This window comes from Sphingomonas rhamnosi (genome assembly GCF_036663615.1).
GTDB lineage: Bacteria > Pseudomonadota > Alphaproteobacteria > Sphingomonadales > Sphingomonadaceae > Sphingomonas.
The window spans coordinates 239917-262129 of sequence record NZ_JAXOJJ010000003.1 but is presented as its reverse complement, the minus strand read 5'-3'; the positions used below and the strand labels follow the sequence as shown (position 1 = coordinate 262129).

General features: G+C 68.1%; 25 protein-coding genes. 13 read left to right on the top strand and 12 right to left on the bottom strand.

What is annotated here, in order from left to right:
* Positions 1-53 precede the first annotated feature (53 nt).
* The 7 genes from U1701_RS08730 to U1701_RS08700 all read right to left on the bottom strand — a co-directional run bounded on the left by U1701_RS08730 (position 54) and on the right by U1701_RS08700 (position 8258).
* Positions 54-1187: a PepSY-associated TM helix domain-containing protein gene (locus U1701_RS08730; RefSeq protein ID WP_332782165.1), complete on the bottom strand. Its 1134-nt coding sequence runs from the start codon at positions 1185-1187 to the stop codon at positions 54-56.
* A 49-nt stretch (positions 1188-1236) separates the two neighbouring features.
* On the bottom strand, positions 1237-1920 hold the full coding sequence (locus U1701_RS08725; protein WP_332782164.1) for a Fe2+-dependent dioxygenase: 684 nt from the start codon (positions 1918-1920) through the stop codon (positions 1237-1239).
* Positions 1921-1937: 17 nt separating this feature from the next.
* Entirely contained in the window at positions 1938-4394 is a 2457-nt protein-coding gene (locus U1701_RS08720; RefSeq protein WP_332782163.1) for a TonB-dependent receptor, read from the bottom strand.
* 76 nt (positions 4395-4470) lie between these two features.
* Positions 4471-4710: a ribbon-helix-helix domain-containing protein gene (locus tag U1701_RS08715; protein WP_332782162.1), complete on the bottom strand. Its 240-nt coding sequence runs from the start codon at positions 4708-4710 to the stop codon at positions 4471-4473.
* Positions 4707-6530 carry a cobaltochelatase subunit CobT gene (cobT, locus tag U1701_RS08710; RefSeq protein WP_332782161.1) on the bottom strand — a complete coding sequence of 608 codons (1824 nt, stop codon included), beginning with the start codon at positions 6528-6530 and terminating at the stop codon, positions 4707-4709. The genes U1701_RS08715 and cobT overlap by 4 nt, the downstream gene beginning before the upstream one ends.
* A 2-nt stretch (positions 6531-6532) precedes the next feature.
* Positions 6533-7537: a cobaltochelatase subunit CobS gene (cobS, locus tag U1701_RS08705; protein WP_332782160.1), complete on the bottom strand. Its 1005-nt coding sequence runs from the start codon at positions 7535-7537 to the stop codon at positions 6533-6535.
* A gap of 43 nt (positions 7538-7580) precedes the next feature.
* Positions 7581-8258, bottom strand: coding sequence for a winged helix-turn-helix transcriptional regulator (locus tag U1701_RS08700; RefSeq protein WP_332782159.1), 678 nt, complete (start codon positions 8256-8258; stop codon positions 7581-7583).
* Between the two features lie 64 nt (positions 8259-8322).
* On the opposite strand from U1701_RS08700, the gene U1701_RS08695 reads away from it, so the two are divergent.
* The 3 genes from U1701_RS08695 to U1701_RS08685 are packed head-to-tail and all read left to right on the top strand — an operon-like array spanning position 8323 to position 9691.
* Positions 8323-8751 carry a VOC family protein gene (locus tag U1701_RS08695; protein WP_332782158.1) on the top strand — a complete coding sequence of 143 codons (429 nt, stop codon included), beginning with the start codon at positions 8323-8325 and terminating at the stop codon, positions 8749-8751.
* 20 nt (positions 8752-8771) lie between these two features.
* The gene (locus U1701_RS08690; RefSeq protein ID WP_332782157.1) at positions 8772-8900 is read left to right on the top strand and encodes a DUF1428 family protein; all 129 of its coding nucleotides are present in this window, start codon (positions 8772-8774) and stop codon (positions 8898-8900) included.
* 17 nt (positions 8901-8917) lie between these two features.
* Positions 8918-9691: a VOC family protein gene (locus U1701_RS08685; RefSeq protein WP_332782156.1), complete on the top strand. Its 774-nt coding sequence runs from the start codon at positions 8918-8920 to the stop codon at positions 9689-9691.
* Between the two features lie 50 nt (positions 9692-9741).
* Here the strand turns inward: U1701_RS08685 and U1701_RS08680 are convergent, their stop codons facing one another.
* Entirely contained in the window at positions 9742-11541 is a 1800-nt protein-coding gene (locus tag U1701_RS08680; RefSeq protein WP_332782155.1) for an AcrB/AcrD/AcrF family protein, read from the bottom strand.
* 30 nt (positions 11542-11571) lie between these two features.
* On the opposite strand from U1701_RS08680, the gene U1701_RS08675 reads away from it, so the two are divergent.
* Positions 11572-12057: a GtrA family protein gene (locus tag U1701_RS08675; RefSeq protein ID WP_332782154.1), complete on the top strand. Its 486-nt coding sequence runs from the start codon at positions 11572-11574 to the stop codon at positions 12055-12057.
* A gap of 13 nt (positions 12058-12070) precedes the next feature.
* Complete coding sequence (locus tag U1701_RS08670; protein ID WP_332782153.1) at positions 12071-12799, top strand: class I SAM-dependent methyltransferase; 729 nt, start codon at positions 12071-12073, stop codon at positions 12797-12799.
* A 109-nt stretch (positions 12800-12908) separates the two neighbouring features.
* Here U1701_RS08670 and U1701_RS08665 read toward each other — a convergent pair whose 3' ends face one another.
* A complete protein-coding gene (locus tag U1701_RS08665) occupies positions 12909-13907 on the bottom strand; it encodes a glycosyltransferase family 2 protein (protein ID WP_332782152.1) in 999 nt (332 codons plus the stop codon).
* A gap of 83 nt (positions 13908-13990) precedes the next feature.
* Here U1701_RS08665 and U1701_RS08660 point away from each other — a divergent pair, with 83 nt between their 5' ends.
* From U1701_RS08660 to U1701_RS08635, 6 genes are all read left to right on the top strand, one after another.
* On the top strand, positions 13991-14710 hold the full coding sequence (locus U1701_RS08660) for an alpha/beta fold hydrolase (RefSeq protein WP_332782151.1): 720 nt from the start codon (positions 13991-13993) through the stop codon (positions 14708-14710).
* Positions 14707-15447 carry a tetratricopeptide repeat protein gene (locus tag U1701_RS08655; RefSeq protein WP_332782150.1) on the top strand — a complete coding sequence of 247 codons (741 nt, stop codon included), beginning with the start codon at positions 14707-14709 and terminating at the stop codon, positions 15445-15447. Before U1701_RS08660 ends, U1701_RS08655 begins: the two co-directional genes overlap by 4 nt.
* A gap of 160 nt (positions 15448-15607) precedes the next feature.
* Entirely contained in the window at positions 15608-16042 is a 435-nt protein-coding gene (locus U1701_RS08650; protein WP_332782149.1) for a VOC family protein, read from the top strand.
* Positions 16042-16767 carry a hydroxyacylglutathione hydrolase gene (gene gloB / locus U1701_RS08645; protein WP_332782148.1) on the top strand — a complete coding sequence of 242 codons (726 nt, stop codon included), beginning with the start codon at positions 16042-16044 and terminating at the stop codon, positions 16765-16767. The genes U1701_RS08650 and gloB overlap by 1 nt, the downstream gene beginning before the upstream one ends.
* 28 nt (positions 16768-16795) lie before the next feature.
* Complete coding sequence (locus U1701_RS08640; protein WP_332782147.1) at positions 16796-17203, top strand: hypothetical protein; 408 nt, start codon at positions 16796-16798, stop codon at positions 17201-17203.
* Complete coding sequence (locus U1701_RS08635; RefSeq protein WP_332782146.1) at positions 17200-17565, top strand: hypothetical protein; 366 nt, start codon at positions 17200-17202, stop codon at positions 17563-17565. Before U1701_RS08640 ends, U1701_RS08635 begins: the two co-directional genes overlap by 4 nt.
* Here the strand turns inward: U1701_RS08635 and U1701_RS08630 are convergent.
* On the bottom strand, positions 17555-18337 hold the full coding sequence (locus tag U1701_RS08630) for a crotonase/enoyl-CoA hydratase family protein (protein WP_332782145.1): 783 nt from the start codon (positions 18335-18337) through the stop codon (positions 17555-17557). The two genes, U1701_RS08635 and U1701_RS08630, sit on opposite strands and share 11 nt — an antisense overlap.
* Positions 18338-18411: 74 nt before the next feature.
* On the opposite strand from U1701_RS08630, the gene U1701_RS08625 reads away from it, so the two are divergent.
* Positions 18412-18834 carry a PaaI family thioesterase gene (locus tag U1701_RS08625; protein ID WP_332782144.1) on the top strand — a complete coding sequence of 141 codons (423 nt, stop codon included), beginning with the start codon at positions 18412-18414 and terminating at the stop codon, positions 18832-18834.
* An 8-nt stretch (positions 18835-18842) separates the two neighbouring features.
* Positions 18843-19226 carry a PaaI family thioesterase gene (locus tag U1701_RS08620; RefSeq protein WP_332782336.1) on the top strand — a complete coding sequence of 128 codons (384 nt, stop codon included), beginning with the start codon at positions 18843-18845 and terminating at the stop codon, positions 19224-19226.
* A gap of 28 nt (positions 19227-19254) precedes the next feature.
* Here U1701_RS08620 and U1701_RS08615 read toward each other — a convergent pair whose 3' ends face one another.
* Both U1701_RS08615 and hrpB read right to left on the bottom strand, forming a co-directional pair.
* Positions 19255-19536: an ETC complex I subunit gene (locus U1701_RS08615; RefSeq protein WP_332782143.1), complete on the bottom strand. Its 282-nt coding sequence runs from the start codon at positions 19534-19536 to the stop codon at positions 19255-19257.
* 9 nt (positions 19537-19545) lie between these two features.
* A complete protein-coding gene (hrpB, locus tag U1701_RS08610) occupies positions 19546-22125 on the bottom strand; it encodes an ATP-dependent helicase HrpB (RefSeq protein ID WP_332782142.1) in 2580 nt (859 codons plus the stop codon).
* Positions 22126-22213: the final 88 nt, after the last annotated feature.

Genomic DNA, 22213 nt, shown 5'->3' with positions numbered 1-22213 from the left:
CCCTCAGGACCGCCTTAGCGACTCCCCGGCGAAAGCGGGGGAGTCGCGCTCGATCAGACGGCGCTCGCCGCCCGCTTCGCCTGCATCTTGCGCTTCAGTTCAGCCTTCCAGCCGCGCGCACGCCACCACATGATCACACCGGTCACGGCGAGCACCGCCGGCAGGATGCCGCCGACGAAGATGATCACCTGCCAGACGATCCCCATATCGGTGCCGTCGTGGATGCGCCGCATCCAGCGGGCAACGCCGCCTTGCGGTCGCGCCGGCGCTGCGCTGGCGCTGCCGGTGTCGTCGGCGACCTTGATCGCCACCGGCCGGCCCTTTCCGGCGAACGTCACGGTCCAGTCGGGCGTACGGTCGGTGGGCCATGCGACGCTTTTCAGCGGCACGCCAGCCGCAAGCGTTGCGGCGCGGGCGATCACGACGTTCAGCGGTTGCGCCGGGCTCGCCAGCGGCTTGGCACGCGCCATCGCGGCCCGATCGGGCATGCCGCTGCGCGGACGGTTTTCCCCCGCGATCCGGCCAAAGAATTGCGGGAAGGATATCCACGCCCCGGTCAGCGAGAGCACGAACAACGGCAACGCGACCCAGAAGCCGAACAGATAGTGGAGGTTGGTGTCGGTGTTGCGGTGGCGCCGATAGCGCAGGCCCCGCGCCCATTTGCCGACGGTCGGCCACCACAGCCACAGCCCGGTGAAGCACGAGACCATCATGAAGACGCCGATCCAGCCGACGATCTGGCGCCCGACACCGGGCAGCTGCAGGCTGCCGTGCAGGACGTGGAGGAAGCGGACGAGCCCGGCGTTGCTGGGTGCGACCTGCAGCACGCGCGCGCTCGGCGGATCGAGATAGACCATCGTCCGCGTCGGTGGTCCGCCGCGCGCCGGACCCGTCGCGGTGGCGGGGGTCGCAGAGACGACCACCGGGCCGCCCTCCTCCGGCATGGCGATCTGCGCGATCCGCTGCGCGGGACCGAGCACGGCCTTCGCTGCGGCGAGATAGGTCGCGGGGTCGCGGGTCGTCGTCCCCGACACAGCATAGCGCGCCGGGTTGACGATCCGGTCGAGTCCGTCGTGCCAGACCAGCGCCGCGCCGCTGATCGACAGCGGGATGATCAGGATCGCCAGGATCAGCCCGATCCATTTATGGACCTGGAACCAGGCCCTCCGCATCGCGATTTTGCTCATTCCATTCCCCCTAATGCCCCAAGGCGCGCCGCGCCGAACCGACCCCGCGTCAGGCATCGGCCCAGCGGCGCAGCAGATTGTGATAGACCCCGGTCAGCTGGATCGTCGCCGCATCGCCCTGCCCCTGCGCCGCGGCGACCGCCTGGACGCCCTGGTCGAGATCGAACAGGATCCGCCGGGCGCCGTCGTCGCGGACCATCGACTGGATCCAGAAGAACGACGCCGTGCGCACGCCACGAGTCACCGGGGTCACGCGGTGCAGGCTCGATGCGGGGTACAGCACCATGTGGCCGGCGGGCAGCTTGACCGTCTGCGGGCCGAACTGGTCCTCGATCACCAGCGCGCCGCCGTCATAGTCGGCGGGATCCTCCAGGAAGAGCGTCGCCGACAGGTCGCTGCGGAGGCGAAAATCGGTACCGCGGCGGATACGGATCGCGTTGTCGACGTGCAGCCCGAAATCCTGCCCGCCGGCATAGCGGTTGAACAGCGGCGGAAACACCTTCAGCGGTAGCGCAGCGGCGACGAACAGCGGCGCGCGGCCGAGCGCATCGAGCACCAGGCCGCCCGCTTCGCGCGCCGCGTCGCTGTCCTCGGGCAGCTGCAGGTTGCGCTTGGCGAGCGCGCTCTGCGGTCCCGAGGTGGCGTTGCCGTCGACCCAGTCCGCGGCATCGATCAGCGCGCGGACATGCGCCACGCCGGCGGCGTCGAGGACATCGGGGATCGCGATCAGCATGCAGCGACCCTAGACGCTTACAGGCTGTAGAACAGCGTGAAGCGCACCGACCGCGCCTCGCCCGGCGTCGCCCACCCGTTGTTGCGGATGCCCGTATAATATTTCTTGTTGGTGAAATTCTGCACGTTGAGCTGCGCGGTCAGGCCGTTGCCGATGGTGTACGACAGGAAGGCGCGGTGCGTCAGGTAATCCTCCGAATGGAACACCGGGGTCAGCACCGCCGTCGGCGCCAGCGGAATCGCCAGCGCGCTGTTGTTGAGCGCGAACGCGCCCTGATAGGTCAGGCCGTACCCCAGCTGCAGCCCGAACGGCAGCGTGTAGGTGGTGAACAGGCTGCCCGAATGTTTCGGCGTATTGGTCAGCTGCTCGTCGGCCTGCGGATCGAGCACCGCCGCCGAGTTGCCGCACGGATTGGTGATCGTCGTGACGGTGCCCGTCGTCGCGCTCCGTGGTCCGGGATTGGCCAGACAGTAGTTCGACACGCTCTGCAGCACCGTGGCGTCGAGGTAAGTGTAGTTGGCGAAGATCGCCCACGCCTTGGTCACGTTGCCGCTGGCACCCAACGCGATCCCGTCGACGCGCGAGCGACCGTCGGTCACCGCCAGCGTTGTCACGATCGGGTCGTTGGTCGCGACGCGGTAATTGGTGCGCTCGTTGCGGAACAACGCGGCGGTCAGCTGCAGCTTGCGCCCGAACAGGTCGGCCTTCGCACCGATCTCGTAATTCACCGCCTTTTCTGGCTTCACGTCGCAGGGATCGAGCGACCCGCCCGGCGCCGCAATCAGCGTTCCGCAACCGAGCCGTACCGTTGCCGAGGTCGGCGTGGTGGAATTGCCGTACGAAGCATAGAGGCTGACGGTCTCGACCGGCTTGAAATTGATGCCGCCGCGATACGAGAACAGCGTCTCGTCGTTGGTCTGGTCCAGCCCGCGGGTATAGTCCCCCAATGTCGCGCCCGGAACGACCGAGAAGGTGTCGGCGCGAAAGCGACCCTTGGCATGCTCGTAGCGCAGGCCGACATTGACCTCGAGTTGCGGCACGATCTTGACGGTGTCGAACAGATAGGCCGCGGCGTTGGTGGTGCTGCCCTGCGAGCGACCCGCCGGGATGAAGTTGATCGGGCCGGTATAGCGCGTATCCGGATCGGCAAGGCTGATCGGCGGCTGCGCGGCCGTCGTACCGTCCGCATTGCGCAGCAGGTTGCCGGTGACGATCGTATAATCCTCCTGCGCGAACGATGCGCCGACGACCAGCGTATGTTCGAGCCCTGCGGTGTCGAAGACCGCGCGCAGGTCCGTCTGGTTGTAGAGGATCTGATTTTCCTGGTTCCGCACGAACCCGCGCGGGCCGCTGGGGATATAGGTTCCGAGCTGCTGGCCCGGTGCGCAGGCCAGTGGAGTCGTGGACACGTTGGAGGTCGCGATCGGCTGGAACCCGCTCGACAAGCAGAACCCGTTGGGGTTCGGCGCTTGCGGCGCGCTGGTCGTCGAATCCTGACCGACGCGCTGCCAGCGGCTCAGGTTGCGGATCGACACCGTGTCGGAGAAGCGATGGCTGATCGTCGCGGTTGCCTGGTCGACCTTGATGTCCTGCCGGTCGAGATTGGCGATGCCGAAATAGGCGGAAGCGTCCGCACCGGGCAGCGCGCCACTGTTCACCGCGTTGCGGAAATAGGGCACGCCATACACCGGTGTGTTATCGTCCTCCTGATGCAGATATTGCAGCGTCAGGCTTGTCGGGCCTTCGACGCCCACGGTCAGCGACGGCGCCACCGCCCAGCGCTTGTTGCGCTCGACATCGCGTCCGGGGACATCATTCTTGTGGCCGACCGCATTCAATCGCACCGCGACCAGATCGCTGACGCGAACGTTCGAGTCGAGCGTGCTGCGATAATAACCGTCGCTGCCGATCCCGCCCGAGACCACCGTCAGCGTTTCCGCCTGCGGTCGCTTGGTCACCAGGTTGATCGTGCCGCCAACCGATCCGCCGCCGCCGAACACGCTGTTGGCGCCGTTATAAACTTCGACCTGCTGCAGGTTGAACGTCTCGCTGCGGCTATATTGCGCGCTGTCGCGCACCCCGTCGATCGTGATGTCGTTATTCGCAGAATAGCCACGCAAATTGATGCTGTCGCCATAACCGCCCCCGCCCTCGCCCGCGCCGAAGGTAATGCCGGGGATGGTCTGCAGCACGTCGCGTAGCGTCAGCAAATTCTGTTTGCGGATCGTCTGGTCGCCGATAACCGTCACCGTCTGCGTCGTATCGAGAAGATCGCGAGTCGCCTTGGGGCTTTCGAGCGTGGCGGCGGGTAGCGTCTTGCCATTGACGATGATCTCGTCACGCCCGAGCCGCTTATCCTCTTCGTTCAAGTCGCTCGACGGCGCCTCTGGCTTGCGGTCGGCAGCATAGGCAGGCGCGCTGGCGATAAAACCGACGCACGACAGCGCGATGAACGACATGGACGGCTTCGGCATCAACTTTTCCCCCGGTTATGGGAGGACCGCTATTGCGAAGCGTTCTCACAGTCAATGCTAATGATAGCGATTCGCACTAAGCGCCGTCGAACAGCCATGTGCGAAGCGCGCTCGCAAGGTTCGGCGGGTTCGGTGCAACGATCCGCAAAGCGTCGATCTCCGCGACGAGCGCGCTGAGCGGCAAGCCGCGCGCGGTCGCCGCCGTTTCGAGCGCCTGCCAGAAGACCGGTTCGAGGCTGATCGATGTCTGGTGGCCCGCGATCGTCACCGATCGCTTGACCGGACCCTGGAAGCCCCCACCGGGCGCCGCGATCATTCGGTGTCGAACAGCGCCGCGAGTTGCTCGATCAGCGTCCCGCCCAATTGCTCGACATCCATGATCGTCACCGCGCGCGCATAATAGCGCGTCACATCGTGTCCGATGCCGATCGCGGACAGCTCGACCGGCGACTTGGTCTCGATCCAGCCGATCACCTGGCGAAGATGCCGTTCCAGATAGCTGCCTGAATTGACGCTCAGCGTCGAATCGTCGACCGGCGCGCCATCGCTGATCACCATCAGGATCCGGCGTTCCTCGGGACGCGCCATCAGGCGGCTATGCGCCCACATCAGCGCTTCGCCGTCGATATTCTCCTTGAGCAACCCTTCGCGCATCATCAGCCCGAGCGAGTTGCGCGCCCGGCGCCAAGGCTCGTCGGCGCGCTTGTAGACGATGTGGCGGATGTCGTTGAGCCGCCCGGGTTGCGGTGGCCGGCCCGCAGCGAGCCACGTCTCGCGACTCTGCCCGCCCTTCCAGGCGCGAGTCGTGAAGCCGAGGATCTCGGTCTTGACGCCGCACCGCTCGAGCGTGCGTGCGAGGATGTCGGCACTGATCGCCGCGATCGAAATCGGACGTCCCCGCATCGACCCGGAATTGTCGATCAACAGAGTCACGACGGTGTCGCGAAATTCGGTCTCGCGTTCGATCTTGTAGCTGAGCGACAGCGTCGGATTGACCACGATCCGCGCCAGCCGCGCCGCGTCGAGGATGCCTTCCTCCTGGTCGAAATCCCAAGACCGCGACTGCTGCGCCATCAGCCGGCGCTGCAGGCGGTTCGCGAGCTTCGACACCGCGCTCTGCAAATGCACGAGCTGCTGGTCGAGATACCCGCGCAGGCGCGCCAGCTCGTCGGCGTCGCACAATTCGGTCGCGGCGATCACCTCGTCGAACTGCGTCGTCCACGGCTTATAGTCGAACGCGGTCGACATGTCGGCGGCGGGACGATTGGGCCGGACGGGCTGCATGCCCTCCTCGCCATCGTCACCGGGCTCGCCGTCCATATCGTTGGTGGAGTCCTCGCTGGTCTCCTGGCTCTCGCCCTCGTCCTGCTGCTGTTCGGACTGTTCGCCGCGCGCCTCGACTTCGCCCTGGCCCTGATCGCCCTGCTCGTCGCCCTCTTCGCCTTCGTCCTGCTGCTGCTCGTCGGTGCCCTCGTCGTCCGAGCCGCCTTCGTCCGACTCCTCGGGAACCTGGTCGCCCTCGACGAGCTCCAGTTCCTGCAGCATTTTCTGCGCTAGGCCCTGGAACGCCTTCTGGTCGTCGAGCGCGAACGCGAGTGCTTCGAGGTCTGTCTTCTGTTCGACCCACTCGCGGACCAGCGCGAGGCCGGGCGCCGCGATCGCCGGCGATTCCTGCCCGGTCAGCTTCTCGCGGACCAGCAGGCCGAGCGCGGTCGACAGCGGCACTTCAGATTGGTTGCGCGCGCGCGTGATCGGATCCGCCCGCAGCCGGACGTCGAGCGCCATCGCCAGATTGTCGGTGATCCCGGCATAGCCGCGTGCGCCCAATGCCTCGATCCGCGCGGTCTCGACGGCATCGAACACTGCGCGCGCCACCGCCTCCGCCGGTGCTGCACGCGTATGCAGCGCGACGTCGTGATGCTTCAGCCGCAGCGCAAACCCATCCGCGAATCCGCGCGCCTCGGCAACTTGGTCCGCCGGCAGCGTACGCCCGGGCATTGGCACCTTGATATGCTTGCCCGACTGCACCGGCGCGTCCGCCGTATAGGCGAGCTCGACCTCCGCCTCTTCGGAAATCGCGCGCGCGGTCCCGGCCAACACGGCCTTGAAGCGGTCGAGGGGCGTCTCGTTGGCCAAGCCTATGCCTTCCCGACGACGCTCTCCGGCAGATCCTTGCCGAACACGCGCTGGTAATATTCCGCCACCAGCGAGCGCTCCGCCTCATCGCACTTGTTGAGGAAGCTTAACCGGAACGCGAAGCCGACATCGCCGAAGATCAGCGCGTTCTGCGCCCAGGTGATCACCGTGCGCGGGCTCATCACGGTCGAAATGTCACCGTTAACGAAGCCCTTGCGGGTCATGTCGGCGACGCGGACCATGTTCTCGACGGTCTTCTTGCCCTCGGGCTTGTCATATTCGCCCGACTTGGCGAGCACGATCTGCGCCTCGACCGCGGCGGGCAGATAGTTGAGCGTGACAACGATATTCCAGCGGTCCATCTGGCCTTGGTTGATCTGCTGCGTGCCATGATACAGCCCGCTGGTGTCGCCCAGGCCGACCGTGTTCGCGGTCGCGAAAAGCCGAAACCACGGGTTCGGGCGGATCACACGGTTCTGATCGAGCAAGGTCAGCTTGCCCTCGGCTTCCAGCACGCGCTGGATCACGAACATCACGTCCGGCCGGCCCGCATCATATTCGTCGAACACCAACGCGGTCGGGGTCTGCAGCGCCCAGGGCAGCAGGCCTTCGCGGAACTCGGTGATCTGCTGGCCGTCCTTCAGCACGATGGCGTCACGGCCGATCAGGTCGATGCGGCTGATATGCGCGTCGAGGTTGATCCGGATCGACGGCCATTTCAACCGCGCCGCGACCTGTTCGATATGCGTCGACTTGCCGGTGCCGTGAAAGCCCTGGACCATCACGCGGCGATTGTGCGCGAAGCCGGCCAGCACCGCGAGCGTGGTGTCGGCGTCGAACACATAGGCCGGATCAAGATCGGGCACGCGTTCGTCGGCTTCGGAGAACGCCGGCACCTCCATGTCGGTGTCGATCCCGAACATGTCGCGCACCTTGACCATGCGGTCGGGGGCGTCGAGAATCGTCGTCTCACGGCTGTCGGGCTGGGTGTTCGGAATATCGGTCATCTGTGCCTCGTGTTCCCGACTGCTCTAGGCCAAGCACGGGCGGTTACTCAACCACGACCTTCGACGGTAGCAGGAAGAGTGTGACGAACCGTTCGGCCAGCGCGCGGTTCCCGGCAATCCGCAATTGGCCCGCGGCTTCCGCATCGGCGAAGGGCCGCCCGCCATAGATGATCGACGCCATCGTCATCGGATCGCTATCGAACACCACCTCTGCGCTGACGGGATCGTCGCGCCGGATGTGGATCCAGTCGCCATCGATGGTCCCGACGAACCCGTCCGCGCCGAACCGAAAGCCGATCGTCGCCACGAACCCGTCCGCACGCTCGCGGCTGAACATCGTCCGGAACGACAGCATCAGCGAGGCGCCGCTGAGCGGCAAGGTCGGATCATGCTGCGGCGAGCGCGCTGCCCAACGCCCGAGCGCGCGGATCGCAGCTTCGCTCTCCAGTCCCCACGGCGTCAGCGCATAGGCCTGGACCGAAGCCGGCGGCGGCAGCTGGCGGCGCGCCACGATCCCCGCGCGTTCGAGACCGGTCAGGCGCTGCGTCAACACGTTCGCGCTGACGCCGGGCAAGCCGGCGCGCAGCTCGCCGAACCGCCGCGGTCCGAACATCAGTTCGCGCACGATCAGCAGCGCCCAGCGCTCGCCCACCAGTTCCATCGCCAGCGCAGTACCGCAGGCGTCGCCATACCAGCGCTTGGTTACTTCTTCTAACTTCATGGTTGCTTTTACTAACCGAAATGGGTATTCAAGACAAACAGCGAGTCGTGGGGGGGGGGATGTCATGACGAAAGCGATATTCGTGAATTTGCCGGTGGGCGACGTCGCGGCCTCGACCGCCTTTTATCAGGCGATCGGGATGACCAAGGACCCGCGCTTTTCCAATGACGTCGCCTCGGCGATGATCTGGTCCGACACGATCAGCGTCATGCTGCTGTCCCGCGATTTCTATTCGACATTCACACCCAAGCCGATTGCCGACACGGAGACCACCAGCGCGGTCCTGCTCGCGCTGTCGCTGGACAGCCGAGAGGAGGTCGACCGGATCACCGACGCCGCGATCGCCGCCGGCGGCCGCGAGGCGCACGATCCCGAGGATCAGGGCTTCATGTATTCGCGCGCGTTCGAGGACCTCGATGGCCACGGCTTCGGGCCGTTCTTCATGGACATGGCGGTGGCCATGGAGACGATGGGCAAGACCGAGCCGGCGTAGCCACCCAGGGAGGCACGACGATGATCTATATCGGCGGTTTCATCGCGCCGGTGAACGCAGGCACGACTTGCGAAGCCTATGTCGCGCTCGCCGAGAAAGCCGCGCCGATCCTGAAAGAATACGGCGCGCTGCGCGTCGTCGAGGGTTGATGCAGAAAGGGACGATCATGACGACCCGTTACGGCATGCCGATCTGGTACGAACTGATGACCTCCGACCCGGCAGGCGCGGCGCGCTTCTATGGCGACATCGTCGGATGGAAGACCGGGGCGTTCGACGGCCCGGGAGACTACACGTTGTGGAAGGCGAGCGATGAGGCCGCGGTCGGCGGCATGCTGCCGATGCCCCCCGGCATGCAGGGCGGTCCCGCCTGGTTCGCCTATTTCCATGTCGCTGACGTCGACGCCGCGGTGGAGACCGTCGAACACTCGGGCGGCACCGTCCACCTGCCGGCGCAGGACGTGCCCGGCGCCGGGCGGTTCGCGATGGTCGCGGACCCGCAGGGCGTGCCGTTCTATGTGATGACCCCGCCCGCGACGGAAACGGGGACCAGCACGAGCTTCTCGCCGGTGCTGCCGCAGCGCTGCGCATGGAACGAGTTGGTCACCAGCGACCAGACCGCCGCCCTGCCCTTCTACGCCGAATTGTTCGGCTGGACCTCCTCGGGCGCCATGCCGATGGGCGAGATGGGTGACTATAGCTTCATCGAATGTGGCGACATCCAGATCGGCGCGATGATGAATCGGTCGGGGCCGGACCAGCCGGTGCGGTGGGGCTTCTATTTCACCATCCCCGACGTCGACGCGGCGGCCACCTGGATCACCGATGCCGGCGGACAGATCATCATGGGCCCGATGGATGTGCCCGGCGGCCAGCGGGCCCTCGTCGCGGTCGATCCCCAGGGCGCGCAGGTCGGATTCGTATCGGGCGATCCGGCCTGACGCCAATCCCGGCTATCGACGCTTCGAAACGGGGCTAGGCCCCGCGTCCGTCAATCCACCTTGAACAACCGCAGCGGCGACTTCGCCGGCAGCGGCAGTGGGGTCAGCCACGCCGGCACTCGGTTGCGCGCCATCTGCGCATAGAAGCCGTTCGGCCCGCGCGACTTGTAGTTGGTCGATTCGGCGGCGTTGGGACACAGCAGAAGCATCGTCGCGCCGTGCCGCTTGATGATCGCATGCGCAGCATCGGTGCCGTTGGTGAAGGCGTGCTGCACGTCGAGGATCGCGTCGCCGTTGCGATGATAGGGCCCGGCGATCGCATCGTGATGCGTGATCGTGATCAGCCGCGGCCCCATGTCGACGAAGGTGAAGACGGTCTGCGCCGGATAGCGGTTGAGCGCCGCCAGCACCGTGGTGCGCAGGCAGTTGCCCGTCGCCGCGTTGACGCGGTTCTCATACGGCTTGGGCCGCGCGATCGGCACATATTGCAATAGCAGCCCGACAAAGAGCCCGGAGATGATCAGGAAGCCGCCGACCGTGCCGAACACGCGCACTGGCATCGAGCGATGATGGATCAACCGGGGCAACAGCAGCCAGCCGAACGCGGTCGCGCCCGACACCGCCAGCAACTGCGCCGCGGGACCCGCACGCACCTGCCACAACAGCATCGCCACCGCGAAGGCGGTGAACAGCGCGACGCAGACCCAGCCGAGCCCACGGGCGTCGTGTCGCGCGCGCCAGCTCGCGACGATGGCGCCGATCAGCCCCAGGATCGGCAGAGTCGCCATCGCGAAGCCGGTACGGAAGCTGTGCTTGTAGATCGGTTTGGCTTCGCGGACATTGTCGAGCCAGTTGCGCGCCAGCTCGGGCGAGACCTGTTCGGGACGCCCCAGGCATTGCGGAAACATCAGCGCGAACCCGGCCGCGATCGCCACGCCTGCGGCAATTGCCAGGGCGAGACGGAGGCCACGCGACTCCGGTCCGAACCGCGCGAGCAAAAACAGCAGCAGCCCTGCCGCGATCATCACGCTCAACCACACCGGCGTCAGCGCGTCACAGCGCATCGCCTGGTTGGCGTTCGACGCGAACAGCGCAAAGCCGAGCGCACTGCCACCGCCCATGCTCAGCGCATAGACCGACAGCCGGTCCGCCTCGCCGCGGTCCCAGACCCAGCGCAGCGCCAGGATCGCTCCCGCCATCGCCGCATAGGGCAACAGTTCGAGCCCGATCGTCAGCGACACCGCGCTCGCGATCCCGACCACCGCGCCGCCCCGCACGCCGCGCGGATCGCACAGTCCGGCGACCGTCAGGCTGAGCATCGCCAGCTGCCAGCCATGATGATCGATGCGTTCGGGGGTGAACATCAGCATCGTCGCGGTCGCGCCGATCAGGAACACGATCGCGAGCGGCCAGGCATAGGGGCTGACCAGCCGCCGCGCGGTCGCCGCGGTGCCCAGCATCGTCACCGACAGCGGCAGGATCGGCGCGATCCCGCACGCCAGCCGCTCGGCCCAGCTGTTGGTGGTGAACAGCCGAAAGAACAGGATCAGCCCGGCGATCGGCAGGTCGACCAGCCGGCTCCAGTGGATGTCGAACCCCGCCGGCGGGTTGAGCCGATAGTTGCGCAGATCGTACCATCCCTGCCCGTCCAGCAACGCACGGACCTGCATCAGGCGCATATTGTCGTCGGTGTCGCCCAGCGACAGCCAGCGAATCTGACCCCAGCGATCGACCATCAGCCATGCCGCGACCGCGAGCCATGCGACCAGCGTGAGCGCGACCCAGTGGCGGTCCAGCTCTTCCGGCAAAGACCGCGTGGCCGGCGGCACCGGCGGGGGGGACTGATCCAAAATGCTTTCCTCCTGTCCCGGCGCAGACTAATGCGCCGGGCTTCCGATGTGCGCCGCTGTATCGACGCGCGGTTAAAGAACAAGGCGGGCATGCAGGCGATTCGGCGACAGATGGGGCAGATGCGGGCCAGCGGCCTGCTGGGCCAGCTGGTGCGCTTCGGGATCGCAGGCGGGGTTTCGAGCGTAATCTACTCGCTCGTCTACCTACCGCTGACGCAGTTCGTCTTCCCGCCGCGGCAGGCGGTGGCGGCGGTGCCGTTCGCGTTCGCGGTCGCCGTGGTCGCGGGCTATTTCATGCACAGCCGGTGGAGCTTCAAAGGCCATGCCGCCGAGCCGGGCGCTGCCAAACACGTCAAGTTCGTCGCGGTGCAGGGCACCGGCCTGGCGATCAACGCGTTGGTCACCTGGATCGGCACCGCGTTGCTGCACCTCCACCCCTGGGTGCCGCTGATTCCGGCGGTATTCCTCGCCGCGATCGTCACCTTCGTGCTCAACCGTTTCTGGGTTTTTAATTGATGGCCAAGATCTGATGGACCGCATCGTCTACGACCGCATGGCCGCACATGATTCGACGCACTGGTGGTACCGCGCGCGCCGCGACATCCTGGCGGATTACCTGACCCGCTACGGCGCGCTCCCTGCGCAGGCGCGAATCCTGGAGATCGGCTGCGGCACCGGGCACAATCTGCCGATGCTGGCTAAATTCGGCGAGGTGGACGCGATCGAGATCGACCCCGCCGCGCGCGAGATTGCGAGCGAACGGCTCGGCAAGCCGGTCGACGCGGCACCGCTGCCCGAACTGCCGGGCGTACCGCGCGGCCATTACGACCTGATCGCGGTGCTCGATGTCGTCGAGCATATCGAGGACGACGTCGCGGCGCTGGCGGCGATGCGCGCGTGCCTGGCGCCGGGCGGCAAGATCCTGATCGCAGTGCCTGCGCACCAATGGATGTGGAGCGCGCACGACACCGTCAACCACCACCACCGCCGCTATTCCAAGGCGACGCTGCAGTCGGCGATCGAACGCGCCGGGCTGAAGCCGCAGAAGCTCGGCTATTTCAACTCGTTGCTGTTCCCGCTCGCCGCCGCCGCGCGGATCGCCGGCCGGATGAGCGGCCGCGACGACAGCGACGATTCACCACCACCGGGCCCGGTGAACGCGCTGTTCGAGAAAATCTTCCGGCTCGAGCGACACCTGGTCGGCCGCGTGCCGATGACGCCGGGGGTTTCGATCGTGACGCTGGCGGTGCCGGCATAAGCTGCTCCCCTCCCTGAAAGGGAGGGGTCGGAGGTGGGTCGGCTTGGGGCATGGCGTTCCCTCGACACCCACCCATCCCCAGCCCCTCCCTTCCAGGGAGGGGAGCACATCAGTCGGACAGTCGCACGACTTCGACCGGCTCGGCACGAAACCCCAGCGTCGCCTTGCCCTGGATCGGCCCGGCGACATCCGCGACGATATACAGCGGGCGCCGCTTCGATTCGACGTATAGCCGCCCGAGATACTCGCCGATCATCCCCAGCACGAACATTTGCACCGCGCCCAGCAGCACGACGACGAGCATCGTCGAGGTCCAGCCTTGCACCGCGCTGCCGGTCAGGAAGCCGACCGCGATATAGACCAGCAGCAGCAGCGACGCCGCGGTCAGCGCGAGGCCGACATGGCTCGCGAACCGCAAGGGCGCGGTCGAGAAGCCGGTGACAGCGTCGAACGCCAGCCGGATCATCTTGGCGAGCGGGTAATTCGTTTCCCCCGCATGCCGCTCGGCGCGGTCATAGGCGAACGGCACCTGCCGAAACCCGATCCACGCGACCATTCCGCGGATGAAGCGCGCCTGTTCGGGCAAGGACAGGAACGCGTCGAGCGCGCGCCGGCTCATCAGCCGGAAATCGCCGGTGTCGAGCGGGATCGGCGTCTCGGTCATCCGCGTCAGCAGGCGATAGAACGCCGCCGCGGTCGCCTTTTTGAACAAGGTCTCGCCCGCGCGCTGGCGGCGCACCGCATAGACCACGTCAGCCTCCTGCGCCGCCATCGCCGCGCGCATGTCGCTCAGCAATTCGGGCGGGTCCTGCAGGTCGGCGTCGATGATCAGGATCTGCTCGCCCGCGCACAGATCGAGCCCCGCGGTCAGCGCCAGCTGATGGCCGTGGTTGCGCGACAGGTTGATCGCGACCAGCCGCGGATCGGCCGCGGCGAGGCGCTGCATCGTCCCCCAGCTGTCGTCGCGCGATCCGTCGTTGATCAGCACGATCTCGTAATCCTCGCCCACCGCCGCCTTCGCCGCGCCGGAAATGCGGGCGTGGAGCAGGTCGAGGCAGGCGGCCTCGTTGTAACACGGGACGACGACGGACAGCGCGGGACGGGTCATCGGCCCCGTCTAGGGTCGCGCGGCCCCCGCCGCAACGGTCGAGCGCCCTTCCCGATCGACGGCGAAGTGCGATAGGGCGGGGCATGACCGATCCCCGCCCCCGCCTCGCCTATCACCACACCCCGGGCGCCGGCCCCGCCATCGTATTCCTGTCGGGCTATGGCTCCGACATGACCGGGACCAAGGCGGTCGCACTGGAAGCCTGGGCCAAGGCGCAGGGCCGCGCATTCCTGCGCTTCGACTATGGCGGCTGTGGCCAGAGCGAGGGCGCGTTCGAGGACCAGACGCTGGCCGACTGGCGCGACGACGCGCTGACGATGATTGACGCGCTGGTCGAGGGACCGGCGTTGCTGGTCGGATCGTCGATGGGCGGCTGGCTGATGCTGCTGATCGCCAGGGCGCGTCCGGACAAGGTCGCCGGGCTGGTCGGCATCGCGCCCGCGCCCGACTTCACCGACTGGGGCTTCACCACCGACGAGAAGATGACGTTGCTGAGCGCGGGGCGGCTCGAGCGCGTCAGCAAATATGGGCCGAAGCCGGTCGTCTACACCCGCGCCTTCTGGTCGTCGGGCGAGGCGAACCGGCTGATGTTCGGCGAGATCGCGGTGACCTGCCCGGTGCGGCTGGTGCAGGGCCAGCGCGATCCCGACGTGCCCTGGGCGCGCACCGCGCGGCTCGCCGAGCTGTTGCGTTCAGCCGATGTGCAGACATGGCTGGTCAAGGACGGCGACCACCGCCTGTCGCGCGATCCCGACATCGCGCTGATCATCCGCGCGGTCGAGGATGTGATCGCCGCCCTATGATCCTGCTTCTTCTCGCCACCGCCGCCGCCGCGCAGGCTGGCCCCGCCGATACCCGAATCGCACGGTTCGAACGCTGCGCAGCGCTTGCCGAACGCGATCCCGCCGCGGCGCGGACCGAGGCGGGTCGGTGGCAGGCCTCGGGCGGCGGTCACTACGGGCGCGCCTGTGCGGGTCTCGCCTTCGCTGCCGAAAAGGGCTGGGCCGCGGCGGCGGCGGAATTCGAGGCGGCGGCGCGCGCTGCACAGACGGCGCGGAGCGATCGCGGCGCAAGTTATTGGGCACAGGCGGGCAATGCCTGGCTCGCCGCCGGCGACGCGCAAAAGGCACGGACCGCGCTCGATTCGGCGCTGACGACGGGGACGCTCAACGGCCTGGCGCTCGGCGAAGCGCAGCTCGATCACGCCCGCGCGCTGGTGGCGGAGGGCCAACTCGATGCCGCGCGGACCGACATCGACCTCGCGCTGGCGACGGCGAGCGACGATCCGCTCGCCTGGCTGCTGTCGGCGACGCTGGCGCGGCGGACGGGCGACCTGCGCCGCGCGAAGACCGATATCGGCGAGGCGCTGAAACGCTCCGCGGACGATGCCGCGGTGCAGCTGGAGGCCGGCAACATCGCCGCGCTCGGCGGCGACGAGGCGGGCGCGCAGGCGGCCTGGGGCACGGCGGCGCGGCTTGCGCCGACGAGCGACGCGGGGAAGAACGCGGTCGCCGCGCTGAAGCAGTTCGACGCGAAGTAACGCCCCTCCCTGGAAGGGAGGGGTCGGGGGTGGGTGGACGTCGAGGAAACGCCACGCCCCCAACAAACCCACCCCCAGCCCCTCCCTTCCAGGGAGGGGAGCAGGCATGGATTACCGCGCAGCGAACCCTATCTGTCGCGCACGTTATTCGGAGTCTCGCATGAAATACCTCCACACGATGATCCGCGTCACCGACCCCGACGCCACCATCCGCTTCTTCGAGCTGCTCGGCCTGAAGGAGGTTCGCCGGCTCGAAAACGAGAAGGGCCGCTTCACGCTGATCTTCCTCGCCACCCCGGAAGACCTCAACGCGCCCGGCGAACGCGCCAATGCCGAGGTCGAGCTGACCTACAACTGGGATCCGGAAGAGTATGGCGAGGGCCGCAATTTCGGCCATCTCGCCTACCGCGTCGACAATATCTACGAGACCTGTCAGCGGCTGATGGACGCCGGCGTCACAATCAACCGCCCCCCGCGCGACGGCCACATGGCGTTCGTGCGCACCCCCGACAACATCTCGATCGAGCTGCTGCAGGACGGCGTGCTCGAGCCGGCCGAGCCATGGGCGTCGATGCCGAACACGGGCCACTGGTAATGCTGGAGATCGTCCGGGTCCCCGTGCTCGCCGACAATTACGCCTGGCTCGTCCATGACGATGCCGGCGGCGAGACGGTCGCGGTGGATCCGGGCGAGGCGGCGCCGGTGATCGCCGCGGCCGAGGCGCGCGGCTGGCGAATCGCGCAGGTCTGGACCACGCACTGGCACGGCGACCATACCGGCGGGAACGATGCCATGAAGGCCTATGGCGCGACCGTCACCGGCCCCGCGGCGGAGGCCGAACGGATCCCGACTCTGGACACCGGGGTCGGTGAAGGCGACACGGTCCGGATCGGCGATCATGTCGCGCAGGTGATGACCGTTCCCGGCCACACCGCGGGCCATATCGCGTTCCATTTCGCCGAGGACGGCGCCATCTTCACCGGCGACACGCTGTTCGCGATGGGCTGCGGCCGGCTGTTCGAGGGCACACCTGCCGAGATGTTCGCGAACATGCAGCGCTACGCCACGCTGCCCGACGACACCCGCGTCTATTGCGGGCACGAATATACGCAGAGCAACGGCCGCTACGCGCTGGTCGCCGAGCCCGACAACGCCGCCGTCGCAGCGCGGATGGTCGAGGTCGACGCCTTGCGCGCGCGTGGCGAAGCGACGATACCGACGACGATCGGCCTGGAACGCCAGACCAACCCGTTCCTGCGCGCAGCGTCCGCAGAAGAATTGAGCGCGCGGCGCCAGGCGAAGGATTCTTTCCGGGGCTGAATGCGTTGGGGATGAAGGAGAGATGCCGATGCGTATGATCCTGCCCCCGATGGTGCTCGCGATGCTGGCCGCCTGCACGCCCACGCCGCAACAGGCCGCGCGCGCCGTGGTCGAAGCCGACGCCACGCAGGCCAAGCTCGCCAAGGCGCTATCCGGGCTCACGCCGGGCAAGCCGATGAGCTGCATGAACCAGCTCCAATCGTCCAACCTCGAGGCGTACGGTCCGACGCTACTGTATCGTGTCAGTCGCAGCCTGGTGTATCGCAACGACACCGCAGGCGGGTGCGAACGCGCCGGCCGCGACGACATCCTCGTCACGCGCTCGCCGACCGGGCAGTTGTGCCGCGGCGATATCGGGCAAACCTTCGATCGCGCCTCGCGCTTCCCGACCGGCGGGTGCAGCCTCGGCGACTTCGTTCCGTACCGCAAGCCATGAGGCGGCTCGCCACCCTTGGCGCGCTGGCGCTGACGCTGGCGGCGGGCCGCTCCGACCCGCTGGCCGGCCGGATCGCCGGCGCGCCGGTCGATTGCGTCGATCCATCGCGGCTGAACGGGCCCGACATCGTCGACGCGAACACCATCCTCTATCGGCAGTCGGGCAAGCGGATCTGGGTCACCGGGCCGGTGGGGGACTGTCCGTCGCTCCGGCCCCGCGACACGCTGATCGTCGAGATATACGGCGGCCGATTGTGCCGCAACGACCGGTTCCGCACGATCTCGCCAGGCATCTCGATCCCGTCGGGAGTCTGCCGGTTCCGCGCGTTCGTCCCCTATGACCGGGCGACGCCTAGTCGGTGAACACCGCCGCGCGGCGTTCGATATTCGCGCGGACCTGTTCGATCTGATTGGCGCTGCGGATCACCTTGCCCTGCTCTGCGCTCTCGGCGCGCAGCACGGTCGCGGCATCGGCATCGGCGGCGAGATTGTAGAGCCGCTTTGCCCCGCGGATCGCGTGGGGGTTCTTCGCGGCAATCTCATGCGCGAGCGCCATCGCCGCGGCGTGCGGATCGTCGGCCAGCCGCGTTACGAACCCCATCGCCTGCGCCTCGACACCGTCGAACTCGCGCGCGGTATAGGTCAGTTCGCGCAGCACGTCGTCTCGCGCCAGCGTCCGCCACAGCGCGATGCCGGCCATGTCGGGCACCAGCCCCCAATGCGCCTCGCGGATCGCAAACCGCGTATCGGCGCGCGCGATCCGGATGTCCGCCCCCGACATGATCTGGAAACCACCGCCGAACGCGACGCCGTGCACCGCCGCGATCACCGGCATCGGCAGCGTCCGCCAGCCCCAGGCGACCTGCTGCGGCCCGTTCGCCAGGCCGTGGGTGCGCGCATCGATGTCGAGCCCCGACCCGCCATCCGCCATCGACGCCATGTCGAACCCGGCGCAGAACGCGCGCCCCTCGCCCGACAGCACGACGACGCGGATGGCGTCCATCGTCGCGAGCCGGTCGATCGCCGCGGCGATGCCGTCGAACATCGCCGGATCGATCGCGTTCATCTTGTCCGCGCGGTTGAGCCGGACGTCTGCGACATGGCCTTCGCAGCTGATCGTGACCCGGTCGTTCATGGCCTCTCCTCTTCCCGATCCAGCTACGCGCGCAGCAATTGCGTCGCAACCCGGCCCGTGTAGAGGCTGCATTCATGACGGACTTCGACGTACGCCAGTTCAGCAACTGGATCTGGGGGCATGGCGCGGCGCTCGGCTATGCCTATCATGCGCATGGCGACGACTGGGCCGAACTCGCGCTGCCCTATGCCGAGTCGCTGATCGGCGATCCGACCAGCGGGGTGATCGCCTCGGGGCCGATCGTCGCACTGATGGACATGGCCGCGAGTCTGGGCATCTGGGCGAAGATCGGCCGTTTCAAGCCGATCGCGACTCTCGATCTGCGCGTCGACTATCTGCGCCCCGCGACCCCCGGCAAGACCGTCATAGGGCACGGCGAATGCTATCGCCTGACGCCCTCGATCGCGTTCGTGCGCGGCCAGGCGCATGACGGCGACCCGGCCGATCCGCTCGCGCACATCGCCGGCACCTATATGTTCTTGAAGGCCCCCGCATGACCCCCGGGATGACGTTGCCGCCCTATGCCGATCTGCTCGGCGTGACGATCGAAACGCGCGACGACGCACCGCCGGTGCTGGTGATGCCGTTCGGCGACGCGGTGCTCGGGCGACCGGGCTTCCTGCACGGTGGCGCGATCTCGGGACTGCTGGAAATGGCGGCGATCGCCGCGCTCCAGTATGCGCTGGCGGCGGAGGGCGGCGGACGGATCAAGCCGGTCAACGTCACCGTCGATTTCATGCGCGGTGGGCGCGACAAGCCGACGCGCGCGGCGGGCGTGGTCACGCGGCTGGGGACGCGGGTGGCCAATGTCGAGGCGACCGCGTGGCAGGACTCACCCGACGCCCCGATCGCGGCGGCGCGGATGAACTATCTGTTAGTGCGCGGCTAACCCGGACGAACGCCGGGACGAGCGCGGTTTAGCGGAAATTGTCCGCGTAACTCTGCAGCTTCAGAGTCTTTTCCGGCGACGGCACGACCGTGTGGTCCAACCCTTCGCGCGCGCAATAGGCAATTGCCGCCTCCAGCGTCGAGAAGAACAACCGCACCTGATCGCGCGTGTCGCCGCTGCCGGCCCAGCCGGTCAGCGGGTCGGGCCGCTTGGGCTCGGACGGCTCGAATTCCAATTGCCAGGCGTCGGTCCGGAATTTGCCGGACTGCATGGCGTTCTTGGGGCGCTGAAAGATACGGGCGGTAGGCATAGCTCTCCCCTACCGCGATCCGGCGGCCCTTGCATCCGCCTTTTTCGTGCGCAGCGTCGCCGATGCCGATGCGGGATCGTCGGGCCAAGGATGTTTGGGATAACGGCCGCGCATTTCCTTGGCGACCGCGGTCCAGCTGCCCGCCCAGAAGCCGGGCAAGTCGCGCGTCGTCTGTATCGGTCGACCGGCGGGCGAGGTCAGACTGAGGACCAGCGGCACGCGCGCCTCACCGACCACCGGATGCACCGCCAGCCCGAACAAGGTCTGCACGCGCAGGTCGACGCGCGGCCCGCCCTCCGCGGCATAGTCGATCGCGTGGGTGCTGCCCGCGGGGCTGGTGAAGTCCGCGGGCGCAAGCCGGTCGATCGTCCGCATCGCATCCCAGCCGAGCAGGTTTCGCAGCGAGTCGGCCAGCGCGCCGGGCGCGATCTGGTCGAGCCGCCGCTTGCCCGCGATCAACGGCGTGAGCCATTCGTCGGCGCGCTCCAGCAGTGTTTCGTCGTCGAGCGGCACGCCTGCGAACGCCGCGCGGTCGCGCAAAGCCTGCGCGCCCTCGCCCCAGGGCAGTCGTGCGAGACCGTGCACTCGCACACCGTCGAGCAATGCGGCGGCGACCGTCGCCGGATCGGCGGCGCTGTCGGGCCCGCTCGACAACCGGATCGCGCCCAGGCGGCGCTCGCGGATCGGCTGCACCCCGCCCGTCGCGGGGTCGAAGGTCGCCGTCCGGCGCGTCTCGATACGATCGGCGAACAGCGATTCGACGGTCGCCAGATCGATCGCGGCCGCGGACAGGATGCGCGCGCCCCAGGCCGCACCTTGCGTATCGGCGACCGCCAGCCATTCCGACCGCGCGAGTGGCAAGGTCGGATCGAGCCGGAACCCCCGGCCCCCGACCGACGCCCAGGTCTCTCCCGAAATATCGCGCCGCCGCGCGATGCGGTCGGGGAAGCCTAGAGCAAGGGCAACAGACACCCCCCCTCCCGCAGGCGAGTGTTGGGTGAACAGCGCCCCGCGCTGTTCAGACTGTGCTGCGAGCCCAGCCGACCCGACACTGGGGTTGGGGGGTGGGCTCGCGCTATCGACGTTGCGCGACGTGGATGCCGGGAGCCCACCCCCCAGCCCCCTCCCGCGAGCGGGAGCGAGCTTGGCCCATCGCTCCGCCATCCCCCGCGCCGCCTGCGCCTTGGCCCCGCGCTCGCCTTTCCACCGTCGCAACCGCGCCTCCACGTCGACGTCCGGCCCGCCGATCCCGCGCTCGCCCAGCAGCACCGCGACTTCCGCCGCCACCGTTCCCAGCCCGCGCTCGCCCGCCCGGATCAGCATATGCGCCAGCCGCGGCGGCATCGGCAGCGCTGCGATCCGACGCCCGTGCGCGGTCGGGCGGCCATCCGCGTCGATCGCCTCCAGCGTCGCGAGCCGCGCCTGCGCCTCGTCGGTCGCGGCCGCAGGCGGCGGATCGATCCAGCGCAGGTCGCGCGGGGCCACGCCCCACAAGGCGCACGCCAGCACCAGCGCGGACAAATCCGCCTCCAATATCTCGGGCGGATCGTACCGCGGCAGCCCCGCGGTCGCTGCCGCCTCCCACAGCCGATACGCCACCCCCGGCCCCTGCCGCGCCGCGCGCCCCGCGCGTTGCGTCACCGCAGCCTGGCTCGCGCGTTCGGTCACCAGCCGCGTCATCCCCGCCGCGCGATCATAGCGCGGGCGCCGCGCGAGCCCCGAATCGACCACGATACGGATGCCGTCGAGGGTCAGGCTGGTCTCGGCGATGCTCGTCGCGAGCACGACCTTGCGGCGCCCGTCGCGCTGCAGCGCGATCGCGGCGCGTTGCGCGGCGGGGTCGAGGCTGCCGTGGAGTTCGTGCAGCGCAATATCGTCGGGCAAGCCCGCCAGCCGTTCGGCGGTGCGCTCGATCTCGGCAACGCCGGGCAGGAAGGCGAGCACCCCGCCTTCGCTTTCGGACAGCGCCTGCCGAACCGCGGCGGCAACCGAATCCTCGATCCGCAGTTCGGCGTTACGGCCGATATGGCGCAGCGCCAGCGGATAGCTGCGCCCTTCGCTCTCGATCACCCGCGCGTCATCCATCAGCGCCGAGAACCGCGCGCCGTCGAGCGTCGCCGACATCGCGACGATGCGCAGATCGGGGCGGAACCCCGTCTGCACGTCGAGCGCGAGCGCCAGCCCGAAATCGCCGTCGAGGCTGCGCTCGTGGACCTCGTCGAACAGAACCGCCGAGACGCCCGCGAGTTCGGGGTCGGCCTGGATCCGCGCGACGAAAATGCCTTCCGTGATCACGGTCACGCGCGTCGCGGCGGAGCGCTTGCTGTCCATCCGCGTCGCATAGCCGAACGTCACACCGACCGGTTCGCCCGCGGTCGCCGCCATCCGCTCGGCGGCTGCGCGCGCGGCGAGACGGCGGGGGGAGAGGAGCAGGATCTCACCGGGGCACCACGGCTCGCCGAGCAGCGCCGGCGCGACCGCGGTCGTCTTGCCCGCACCCGGCGGCGCGACGAGGACCGCGGACGTGCGGTCGCGCAGTGTCGCGAGGAGCTCGGGCAGGACGGCAAGGATCGGCAGCGCGGGGGTCATCGCCGTCTGCTGCCACAACTCGGACGCTCAGAACACACACGGTTCTCCCGCGAAGGCGGGAGAACCGTGGATCGGATAGCGCCCCATC